The sequence below is a fragment of the Streptomyces sp. NPDC057743 genome, from assembly GCF_042798755.1.
In the GTDB taxonomy this organism is placed as follows: domain Bacteria; phylum Actinomycetota; class Actinomycetes; order Streptomycetales; family Streptomycetaceae; genus Streptomyces.
In genome coordinates, this window is the sequence record NZ_JBHVJX010000077.1 from 1 (window position 1) to 10,958 (window position 10,958).

General features: G+C 74.4%; 8 protein-coding genes. 5 read left to right on the forward strand and 3 right to left on the reverse strand.

Annotation, left to right across the window (positions count from 1 at the left end; genetic code table 11):
• Positions 1-354 precede the first annotated feature (354 nt).
• The gene (locus ACFVFQ_RS37710; protein ID WP_383425130.1) at positions 355-2,067 is read left to right on the forward strand and encodes an alpha/beta hydrolase; all 1,713 of its coding nucleotides are present in this window, start codon (positions 355-357) and stop codon (positions 2,065-2,067) included.
• A gap of 84 nt (positions 2,068-2,151) precedes the next feature.
• Here ACFVFQ_RS37710 and hemQ read toward each other — a convergent pair whose 3' ends face one another.
• Both hemQ and hemG read right to left on the reverse strand, forming a co-directional pair.
• On the reverse strand, positions 2,152-2,889 hold the full coding sequence (gene hemQ / locus ACFVFQ_RS37715; protein WP_383425132.1) for a hydrogen peroxide-dependent heme synthase: 738 nt from the start codon (positions 2,887-2,889) through the stop codon (positions 2,152-2,154).
• Positions 2,890-2,891: 2 nt separating this feature from the next.
• A complete protein-coding gene (gene hemG, locus ACFVFQ_RS37720; RefSeq protein ID WP_383425144.1) occupies positions 2,892-4,421 on the reverse strand; it encodes a protoporphyrinogen oxidase in 1,530 nt (509 codons plus the stop codon).
• A 352-nt stretch (positions 4,422-4,773) separates the two neighbouring features.
• On the opposite strand from hemG, the gene ACFVFQ_RS37725 reads away from it, so the two are divergent.
• From ACFVFQ_RS37725 to ACFVFQ_RS37735, 3 genes are all read left to right on the forward strand, one after another.
• Complete coding sequence (locus ACFVFQ_RS37725; protein ID WP_383425134.1) at positions 4,774-5,982, forward strand: thiolase family protein; 1,209 nt, start codon at positions 4,774-4,776, stop codon at positions 5,980-5,982.
• A 108-nt stretch (positions 5,983-6,090) separates the two neighbouring features.
• Entirely contained in the window at positions 6,091-7,545 is a 1,455-nt protein-coding gene (locus ACFVFQ_RS37730; RefSeq protein WP_383425136.1) for an aldehyde dehydrogenase family protein, read from the forward strand.
• A gap of 106 nt (positions 7,546-7,651) precedes the next feature.
• On the forward strand, positions 7,652-9,034 hold the full coding sequence (locus ACFVFQ_RS37735) for an FAD-dependent oxidoreductase (protein ID WP_383425138.1): 1,383 nt from the start codon (positions 7,652-7,654) through the stop codon (positions 9,032-9,034).
• Positions 9,035-9,055: 21 nt separating this feature from the next.
• Here the strand turns inward: ACFVFQ_RS37735 and hemE are convergent, their stop codons facing one another.
• Positions 9,056-10,123, reverse strand: a complete 1,068-nt coding sequence (gene hemE / locus ACFVFQ_RS37740; RefSeq protein WP_383425140.1) for a uroporphyrinogen decarboxylase — start codon at positions 10,121-10,123, stop codon at positions 9,056-9,058.
• Positions 10,124-10,225: 102 nt separating this feature from the next.
• On the opposite strand from hemE, the gene ACFVFQ_RS37745 reads away from it, so the two are divergent.
• Positions 10,226-10,879, forward strand: a complete 654-nt coding sequence (locus ACFVFQ_RS37745) for a DUF3000 domain-containing protein (protein WP_383425142.1) — start codon at positions 10,226-10,228, stop codon at positions 10,877-10,879.
• Positions 10,880-10,958 lie beyond the last annotated feature (79 nt).

Sequence of the window (10,958 nt, forward strand, 5' to 3'; positions counted from 1 at the left end):
GTCTGGCATACCGCCCCCGGAGGCCCGTCACCGCAGCCGACAGCCCCGCGCAGCGGACAACAAGCCAGCGCCGCAGGCGCAAACAACAGCAACCCGCACGGCGGGAAAGCCAACAACGTGGGAGGCCCGCCAAGCGCAGCGGACCGGCGGGAAAGCCAAGTACATGGGAAGCAGCCGGCCGCAGGCACACTCTTCCGGGGCATAGTCCCCGACACCGCCGTACGGTGCTTTACTTCGCCTCCAATCGGCCCAACTATCCCTTTTGTATGCCCACCGTGCGGCCCAGTGCGGCGGACCCCGCCACACCGTGCGGCGGACCCCGCGCGCACCGCGCACCATACGAAGGGACGGCTCGTGAGAGCACTTGCGTTGTACGGCGCCCTCGGGTCGCTGGTCCTGACCGGCCTCGCCTCCCCACCGGCCGGCGGTGCCGTCCACGACCCGGCGGCGCCCCCAGCCCCCGTCCACCCCCTCGCCTTCGGCCGATGCGCCGCCGTGGAACACCTCCCGTCCTCCGTCGAGTGCGCCACCCTCACCGTGCCGCTCGACTACGCGCGCCCCAACGGCAAGAAGATCAAGCTGATGGTCAGTCGGGCCCGGGCCACCGCGCCCCGCGAGCGACAGGGCGCGCTGGTCTTCAACCCCGGTGGCCCGGGCGCCTCCAGCATGCAGTTCCCGCTCTACGGGACGCTGCCGACCTGGCGCCGGTCCGCCCGCGCCTACGACTTCGTCGGCTATGCGCCGCGCGGGGTGGGGCGCAGCAATCCGCTGTCCTGCCAGGACCCGAAGAAGTACGCCCAGGCGCCCACCGACAGCCCGCGCTTCCCCAGCGCCGCCTTCAAGCGGAAGAAGGTCGCCGAGGCCAAGGCGTACGCCCGCGGCTGCGCCCAACGGATCGGCGCCGACCTGCCGTTCTACAACTCGGTCAACAACGCCCGGGACCTGGACATGCTGCGGGCGGCGCTCGGCGAGAAGAAGCTGACGTTCATGGGCGCGTCCTACGGGACGTACTTCGGGGCGATCTACGCGACGCTCTTCCCCGGCCACGTCCGCCGGATGATCTTCGACAGCGTGGTCAACCCCGAGCCCCGGCAGATCTGGTACCGCAACAACCTCGACCAGAGCACCGCCTTCGAGCGGCGCTGGGGCGACTGGCTGCGCTGGGTCGCCAAGCACCACGCCACCTACCGCCTGGGCAACACCCCGCAGGCCGTGCAGCGCTCCTACGACACCGCCCGCGAGCGGCTGCGCGGCAAGCCGGTCAACGGCAAGATCGGCCCGGGGCAGCTCCAGTCGGCGTTCCTCAAGACCGGCTACAACGACGCGTTCTGGCCGATGCGCGCCGACGCGCTGTCGAAGTACCTGCACGGCGACGCCAAGGCGCTGATCGCCCAGGCCCTGCCGGGCGGCGACGCGAAGGCCGAGGAGAACGCCAACGCCGTCTACACCGCCGTCGAGTGCAACGACGCGGCCTGGCCGCGCGATTGGCGCACCTGGGACCGGGACAACACCGTGCTGGCCCGCACCGCGCCGTTCGAGACCTGGGACAACGTCTGGATGAACCTGCCGTGCGCGTTCTGGCCGGACCGCCATCAGTCGGCGGCCCGGGGCGTCGAGGACGCGGCCCGCAACACCGCCCACCGGGCCGCCAAGGGCTCCCCGTCCGGCGGTGAACTGGCCGACGCCACCCAGCAGGTCGCCACCACCGACCTGGACGACGCGCTGCACGGCCAGCGCGGCCCGCTCGACATCCGCACCGAGCCCGGCGCGCTGCCGCCGGTGCTGCTGCTGGCCGCCGAGCGGGACGCGGCGACGCCGTACACGGGCGCGCTGGAGCTCCAACGGCGGCTGCCGGGCTCGTCGTTGGTCACCGAGCGGGGCGCGGGCACCCACGGCATCGCACTCGGCGACAACGCCTGCGTGAACACCTACGTCGAGACGTATCTGCTGCGCGGGAAGGTCCCCGGGCACCGGGTGTACTGCAGCCCGCGGGCCGAGCCGGCGCCGGGGCAGACGCTGCGGCGCTCCCGGCAGGCGTTGGTGCAGCAGGTGAAGGGGAAGAAGTAGCCCTCACCCCGGACAGTCACGGCCGCACGGGCCGTCCCCTTGCTGGGGGCGGCCCGTGCGGCCGTGTCCGGGGCGTGCGGTCGGTCAGGCCAGGCCGGCGATCAGCTCGGCGACCGGCTTGCGGCGGCCGGTGTAGAAGGGGATCTCCTCGCGGACGTGCCGGCGGGCCTCGGAGCCGCGCAGGTGGCGCATCAGGTCGACGATGCGGTGCAGTTCGTCGGCCTCGAAGGCGAGGATCCACTCGTAGTCGCCGAGCGAGAAGGAGGCGACGGTGTTGGCGCGGACGTCGGGGAAGCCGCGGGCCATCTTGCCGTGGTCGGCGAGCATCCGGCGGCGGTCCTCGTCGGGGAGGAGGTACCAGTCGTAGGAGCGCACGAAGGGGTAGACGCTCACGTAGTCGCGGGCGTGCTCGTCGGCCAGGAAGGCCGGGATGTGCGACTTGTTGAACTCGGCGGGGCGGTGCAGCGCCATGTTCGACCACACCGGCGTCAGCGCGCGGCCCAGGCGGGTGCGGCGGAAGCGGTTGTACGCCTCCTGGAGGTCGTCGGAGTTCTCCGCGTGCCACCAGATCATCACGTCGGCGTCGGCGCGCAGGCCGGAGAGGTCGTAGGTGCCGCGGATGACCACGTCCTTGGCGGCGAGCTGGGCGAACAGCTCCTCGACCTCGTCGGCGTAGCCGGACCGGTCCTCGGGGAGGACGTCGCGCAGCTTGAAGACCGACCAGAGGGTGTAGCGGATGACCTCGTTGAGGTCCTTGGCCTTCTTGCCGGCGTTGGGGATCTTGTCGGAGGCGGGGGCGGAAACGTCTGTCATGTCGTCCATTCTCACTCGCTGCCGGCGGGGCCCGGCGTCAGGGTCGGAAGGAGCTCATCGGCGGCCCGGTGGGCGGAGGCGATGCAGGCCGGGATGCCGACGCCGTCGTAGAGCGCGCCGCAGACCCGCAGCGGGCCGGGCAGGCCGGCGACGGCGGTGCGGATGCGCGCGACCCGGTCCACGTGGCCGACGGCGTACTGCGGCAGCCCGCCGGTCCAGCGGGTGACGGCGCTGGCCACCGGGCGGGCGGAAAGACCGACCGCCTCGCCGAGGTCGGTCAGGGAGAGCTTGACCAGTTCGTCGTCGTCGCGGGCCAGGTCGGCCTCGTCGCCATGGCGGCCCAGGGAGGTGCGGAGCACGAAGAGGTCCGGGTCGGCCTCGGCGATCCAGTTCCACTTGTGGCTGGCGAAGGTGGACGCCTTGATGCGGTGGCCGTCTACGGGCGGGACGAGGAAGCCGCTGCCACTGGGGACGGCGGCCAGGTCGGCGCGCCGGAAGGCCATGGTGACCAGCGCCATCGAGGCGTACTCGACGGGGTCCAGGGCCTCGGCGGCGGCCGGGCAGTCGGCGCGGAGCAGGCGGGCCGCGGCCGGTGCGGGCGCGGCCAGGACGACCGCGTCGGCGGTGAGCGTGCGGGCGCCGGCGCGGGCCCGCCAGCCGTCCGGGCCGGTCCACCGCAGCTCCTGCACGGGCGTGTCCAGCAGGATCTCGCCGCCGGCGCGGTGGATCGCACCCGCGACCGCGCCGGGCAGGGTTCCGATGCCGCCGGCGAGGCCCATGAAGACCGGGCCGGTGGCGGCGGGTCCCCCGGGGACGGCGGCCGCCGCGCGCCCCTGGATGGCCCGCACGCCCTCGATCAACGAGCCGCCACGCCGGGCCGCGTCGAAGAGCTGCGGGACGGCGGCGCGCATCGAGATGCGGTACGCGTCGCCCGCGTAGACCCCGCCGAGCAGCGGCTCGACGAGCCGGTCGACGACCTCGCGGCCGAGCCGGGCGGCGACGTACTCGCCGACCCCGACGTCGGCGCCGGCCTCGGTCGTCGGCAGCGTCCGGTCCTTCTCGATGCGGGCCAGGCCCTCCGGGGAGAGCACGCCGGAGGCGGTCAGCGGCGCCAGGTCGCCGGGGACGCCCATCACATGGCCCTTGGGCAGGGGGCGCAGCGCGCCGCGGGTCCACAGGGAGGCGGTGGCGGTGCCGGGCGGCTGGAGCCGGTCGTCCAGCCCCACGGCCCGCGCCAGGTCGACCGCCTCGGGGCGCCGGGCCAGCATCGACTCGGCGCCGAGGTCGACCGGGACGCCGGCGATGTCGCCGGCCAGCAGCTTGCCGCCGAGCCGCCCGGACGCCTCCAGCAGGGTCACCCGCGCCCCGCCCTGGAGCAGCCGGTGCGCGGCGGCCAGGCCCGCGATCCCGCCGCCGATGACCAGGACATGACCGGGCGCCCGGTCCGTACCGCTGTGCGCTGTGCTCATGTCCTCCACTCTCTCAAAGGCCGTTCGGCCCTCCCGGAGCCGGGCCGTTCGGACGCCGTTGCCGGCCCCCAGGCTGCGGCCTCTTCGGGCCCCCGGACGGCAGCCCGCCTCGGGCGCACCCGTCGAACCGGCGTCACATTCCGGCCACTTGGGGCCGCCCGGTTGCTGCACGGACCGGCGGCCGCCTACGGGGCGGGGAACGGTCACACGCCTATGGGGCCCGGCCAGTCCTCCCCTCCCCCGGTTGACGCCCGGCAAGCCCCCCGCCCGGTACCCGGCCCCTTCCCCCCGAGGCTGGCCGGTCGCCCCGTTGACACCGGGCGGTGCCGGGCAAAGACTCGGTGCGGCGGGTGGCGATCTTCGTACCGCCCGGCCGCCGAGCCGGTACCGCGAGGATGAGCGAAGACAGCGAGGACACAGTCTGATGACCGAGCCACACCTACGGGACGCCGTGCGGGACGTCTACGTCGTCGACGCGGTACGGACCCCCGTCGGCAAATACGGGGGCGCGCTCGCCGGGGTGCGCCCCGACGACCTCGCCGCCCATGTGGTGCGCGCCCTGGTGGACCGCACCCCGGACCTCGATCCGGCGCGGATCGACGACGTCTACTTCGGCGACGCCAACGGCGCGGGCGAGGACAACCGCAACGTGGCCCGTATGGCTGGGCTGTTGGCGGGGCTCCCGGTGAGCGTGCCGGGCGTGACGGTCAACCGGCTGTGCGGGTCCGGGCTGGAGGCCGTCATCCAGGCGTCCCGGGCGGTCGCGCACGGCGACGCCGAGATCGCGGTGGCCGGCGGCGTGGAGTCGATGAGCCGCGCGCCGTACGTGCTGCGCAAGCCGGACCGGGCCTTCCCCGCGGGCCATCAGGAGATGTTCTCCTCGACGCTGGGCTGGCGGATGGTCAACCCCGAGATGGCGCCGGAGTGGACGGTGTCGCTGGGCGAGGGCGCCGAGTTGATCGCCGACAAGCACGACCTCAGCCGGGAACAGCAGGACGTGTTCGCGCTGGCCAGCCACCAGAAGGCGGTACGGGCCTGGGCGGCGGGCAGCTACGACGCCGAGGTGGTGCCGGTGCCGGGGGTGGATCTGGCCCGGGACGAGACGATCCGGGAGAACTCCTCCCTGGAGTCGCTCTCCAAGCTCAAGCCGGCCTTCCGCGCCGAGCGGGGCACGGTCACCGCCGGGAACTCCTCCCCGTTGAACGACGGCGCGGCCGCGCTCCTGTTGGTCAGCGAGGAGGGGCTGCGGGCCACCGGGCGGGAGCCGCTGGCCCGTATCCGGGCGAGCGCGGTGACCGGCATCGAGCCGCAGCTGTTCGGGCTCGGCCCGGTGGAGGCGGTCCGGCGGGCGCTGGGACGGGCCGGGCGGGGCTTCGGCGAGCTGGCGGTCTGCGAGCTCAACGAGGCGTTCGCGGCCCAGGCGTTGGGCTGCCTCGCCCAGTGGCCGGAACTCGACCCCACGGTGGTCAATCCGCGCGGCGGAGCGATCGCCATCGGACACCCGCTGGGCGCCTCCGGAGCCCGGCTCGCCGGCGCGGTCGCCCACCAGCTCGCCGCGCGGGGCTCGGGCACCGGCCTGGCCGCGCTGTGCATCGGCGTGGGGCAGGGGCTGGCGATGGTGCTGGAGCGCTAGAACGGGTCGGGACGCCCGCCCGGATCGCTCTTCGGCGGGCGCGCTCCGCCTCCTTGGGGCACACTCGTTGACCACTCAACAGTCTTCGTTCTCCCGGAGGTTGGCGCGATGGCCCTGCTCGAACCCAAGGACTGGCCCGCTCTCCGCGGCGGTCCGGCCAAGGCGGTGGAGCCCGCGACGGGCCGGACGCTGGCGGAGCTGACGCTGGCCGCGCCCGCCGATGTCGCGGACGCCGCCGTCGCCGCCGCCGCGGCCCAGCGGGACTGGGCGCGCAGACCGTACGCGGAGCGGGCCGCGGTGCTGCGGCGGGCCGGCGACCTCGTCCACCGGCACGCCGCGGAGATCGCCGAATGGCTGGTCCGGGAGGCCGGCAGCGTCCGGGGCAAGGCGGAGTTCGAGATCCGCACCACGGCCGAGGAGTGCTACGAGGCCGCGGCGCTGGCGCACCGCCCGCTCGGCCAGGTGCTGCCCTCGGGCGCGCCGCGGCTGTCGTACACCACGCGGGTCCCGGCCGGCGTGGTCGGCGTGATCGCCCCGTTCAACGTCCCGTTGGTGCTCGCCGCCCGCTCCGTCGCCCCGGCGCTGGCGCTCGGCAACGCGGTGGTGCTCAAGCCCGATCCGCGCACGGCGGTGTGCGGCGGGCACGTCCTGGCGGCGGTGTTCGCCGAGGCCGGGCTGCCGGCGGGGCTGTTGCACGTGCTGCCCGGCGGCGCGGACGCCGGGCGGGCGCTGGTCGAGGACCCGCGGGTGCGGATCATCTCCTTCACCGGCTCGACCGCGGCCGGCCGCGGCGTCGGCGCGCTGGCCGCACAGCACCTCAAACGCGCCCATCTCGAACTGGGCGGCAACAGCGCCTTCTTGGTCCTCGACGACGCCGATCTGGACGCCGCGATGTCCACCGCCGCCTGGGCCTCGTTCTTCCATCAGGGCCAGGTCTGCATGACCGCCGGCCGGCACCTCGTGCACGCCTCGCTCTACGACGAGTACGTGGCGCGGCTGGCCGCGAAGGCGGACGAGCTGACCGTCGGCGACCCGTTCCGCGCGCAGGTGCACCTCGGCCCGGTCATCGACCGCGGGCAGCTCGACAAGATCGACGCGCTGGTCCGGGAGAGCGCCGCGGCCGGCGTGCGGATCGCCGCCGGCGGCACCCACCAGGAGCTGTTCTACCGGCCGACGGTGCTCGCCGACGCGGGCGCGTCCACCGGCCCGAGCTCGGTGGGCGCCTCCCCCGCGTACGGCCAGGAGGTCTTCGGCCCGGTGGCCCCGGTCCGCGCCTTCGGCTCCCTCGACGAGGCGGTGGCGCTGGCGAACGAGTCCTCCTACGGGCTGGCGCTGGGCATCGTCACCCGCGACGCGGCCCGCGCCCTGGAGCTCGCCGACCGGATCCCCACCGGCCTGCTGCACATCAACGATCAGACCGTCAACGACGAACCGGTCGCCGCCTTCGGCGGGTTGGCCGACTCCGGGACCGGCTCCCGCTTCGGCGGCGAGGCCAACCTCGACGCCTTCACCGAGACCCGCTGGACGACGGTGCGCGCGACCCCGGCCCCGTACCCGTTCTGAACCGGTCACCGGCGCCGGTCCCGCACCCCGGAGCGCCGCCGCACGATCATGGGCCGAGGACGGGGACGACAACGCCGACGAGGGCGAGCGAGAGGACGTGGTGAGGATGGCGGAGCGGCTGGTGGTCGTCGGCGGCGATGCGGCGGGGATGTCCGCTGCCTCGCAGGCGCGTCGGCTGAAGGGCCCGGACGAGCTCACCATCACGGCGTTCGAGCGCGGCCACTTCACCTCGTACTCCGCCTGCGGCATCCCGTACTGGGTGGGCGGCGAGGTGGCAGGCCCGGATGCGCTGATCGCCCGGACGGCCAAGGAGCACCGGGCCCGGGACATCGACCTCCGGATGCGCACCGAGGTCACCGAACTCGACCTGGACCGCGGCCGGGTGCGCTGCCGGGACCTGGAGGACGGCGGCCGCGAGTCGTGGACCGGCTTCGACGCGCTGGTGCTGGCCACCGGGGCGCGGCCGATCCGCCCGCCGCTTGAGGGGATCGACGCGCCGGGCGTGTACGGGGTGCAGACGCTGGACGACGGGCAGGCGCTGCTGCGGGGCCTCCAAGGGGCGCCCGGTCCGCGGGCGGTGGTGATCGGCGCCGGCTACATCGGCGTGGAGATGGCCGAGGCGCTAATCCACCGCGGCTTCGCGGTGACGGTGCTGGACCAGGCCGCCCAACCGATGTCCACGCTCGACCCGGACATGGGGGCGCTGGTGCGCGCCGCGATGTGCGACATGGGTGTCGAGGTGGTGACCGGCGCGCGGGTCACCGGCGTGCTGACCGGCGCGGACGGCCGGGCCCGCGCGGTGGTGACGGAGGACGCCGAGTACCCGGCGGACGTGGTCGTGCTGGGCCTGGGCGTCCGCCCGGAGACCACCCTGGCCGAGGCGGCCGGGCTGCCGCTGGGCGCGTCCGGGGGCCTGCGCACCGATCTGGCCCTCCGGGTGTCCGGTCAGGACCACATCTGGGCGGGCGGTGACTGCATCGAGGTACGCGATCTGATCACCGGTGAGTACCGGCACATCGCGCTGGGCACCCACGCCAACAAGCACGGCCAGATCATCGGCGCCAACGTGGCCGGCGGCTATGCGACGTTCCCCGGGGTCGTCGGCACCGCGGTGAGCAAGGTCTGCGATCTGGAGATCGCCCGCACCGGGCTGCTGGAGAGCCAGGCCCGGGCCGCGGGGCTGCGGTACGTCACCGTCACCATCGAGTCCACCAGCCGAGCCGGCTACTACCCCGGCGCCCGCCCGATGCACGTCAAGATGCTCGCCGAGCGCCGCACGGGGCGGCTGCTCGGGGTGCAGATCGTCGGGCGCGAGGGCGCCGGGAAGCGGGTGGACATCGCCGCCGTGGCGCTCACCGCGGGGATGACGGTTGCTCAGATGACCGCCCTGGACCTGGGCTACGCCCCACCGTTCTCGCCGGTCTGGGACCCGGTGCTGGTCGCGGCCCGCAAGGCGGACGCGGCGGTGCGGGCGGCCGGGACCGCCTGACGGGCCCGGCCGCGGCCCGCCTCAGCGCGCGGTCTGGGTGTGGACGTACTCCACGAGCCGGGTCAGGGCGTCCGGGTCGGTGGTGGGCAGCACGCCGTGGCCGAGGTTGAAGACGTGGCCTTCCAGGCCGGCGGCGGCGTCCAGGACCTCCCGGGCCTTGGTCTCGACGGCCTCGCGGGGGGCGAAGAGCACCGCCGGGTCGATGTTGCCCTGGAGCGCCTTGCCGGGGCCGACCCGGCGGGCCGCCTCGTCCAGCGGGACCCGCCAGTCGACGCCGACCACGTCCGCGCCGGCCTCGCCCAGCAGGCCGAGGAGTTCGCCGGTGCCGACGCCGAAGTGGATCCGCGGGACGCCGTAGGAGGCGACCGCGTCGAAGACCTTGGCGGAGGCGGGCATGACGGAGCGCCGGTAGTCGGCCGGGGCGAGCGCGCCGACCCAGGAGTCGAAGAGCTGGACGGCGCTGGCGCCGGCCTCGATCTGCACCTTGAGGAAGGCGGCGGTGATGTCCGCGAGCCGGTCCAGCAGGTCGGCCCACAGCTGCGGGTCGCCGTACATCAGGGCCTTGGTGTGCTCGTGGTTGCGGGACGGGCCGCCCTCGACGAGGTAGCTGGCGAGCGTGAACGGGGCGCCGGCGAAACCGATCAGCGGGGTGGTGCCGAGCTCGGCGGTGAGCAGGCCGATGGCCTCGGTGACGTAGGAGACGTCGTCCGGGGTGAGGTCGCGCAGCTGGGCGAGGTCCGCGCGGGAGCGGATCGGGTTCTCGACGACCGGGCCGACGCCCGGCTTGATGTCCAGGTCGATGCCGATGGCCTTCAGCGGCACCACGATGTCGCTGAAGTAGATGGCGGCGTCGACGCCGTGCCGGCGCACGGGCTGGAGCGTGATCTCGGTGACCAACTCGGGCCGCATGCAGGAGTCCAGCATCGCGATGCCCTCGCGGACCTTGCGGTACTCGGGGAGCGAGCGCCCCGCCTGACGCATGAACCACACCGGCGTGTGCGGCACCGGCTCGCGCCGGCACGCCTTGAGGAAGGCCGAGTCGTACGTCGCGGTCTGCGGGTGGCCCGTAAGGGCGTCGTTGGCGCTCACGCGGCAAATCTTCGCACGCGCCCCGGGACACCTCCGAATGGGCGACGCGCACACCGGGTGTCCTCCCCGTATGAACGCCGTCTTCCGCCTACCCTTCCGGGCATGGCTGCGGCTCAAGAACACCTCGCGGACAGCGCGGACGAGACCCCGATCCCCTTCCGTCAGGCGGTCGAGGCGCTCCGCGCGGCACGGCTGCGGCCGGAGATCGAGACCGACCCGACACCCGCACCGAAACGGCTCGCCCCGTATGCCTATGCGCTGGAGGCCGCGGTCGTCGAGCGCGGGGCGGGCCCGGACGGCGAGGACCGGGACCTGGCGGACGGCCGGTTGGTGGTACTGCACCAGCCGGCCGGCGACGAGACCTGGCACGGCACGTTCCGGGTGGTGACGCTGGCCCGCGCGGAACTGGAACCGGAGATGGGCACCGACCCGCTGCTGCCGGAGGTGTCCTGGTCCTGGCTGACCGGTGCGCTGGAGGCGCGCGGGGTCCAGTACGGCGCGCCGAGCGGCACGGTCACCCGGGCCGGTTCGCACTACTTCGGCGAGCTGGCGGCGCGGGAGCCGGCGACCCAGATCGAGATCCGGGCGTCATGGACGCCGGCCGAGGGGCCGGGCGGGGTGCCCGACCTCGCGGCGCACCTGGCGGCGTGGTGCGACCTGTTGTGCCAGGTGGCGGGGTTGCCGCCGGCCCCGGAGCCGGCGCCGCGCGGCGGGGTGGTGGCGCTGCCGCAGCGCCGCGGCCCGCAGGCCCGCTGACGGGCCGACCAGCAGAGCGGCGAACGACAAGGTGCCGCGCCCCCGGACCGTCCGGGGGCAGTCTATTAATAACAACAGA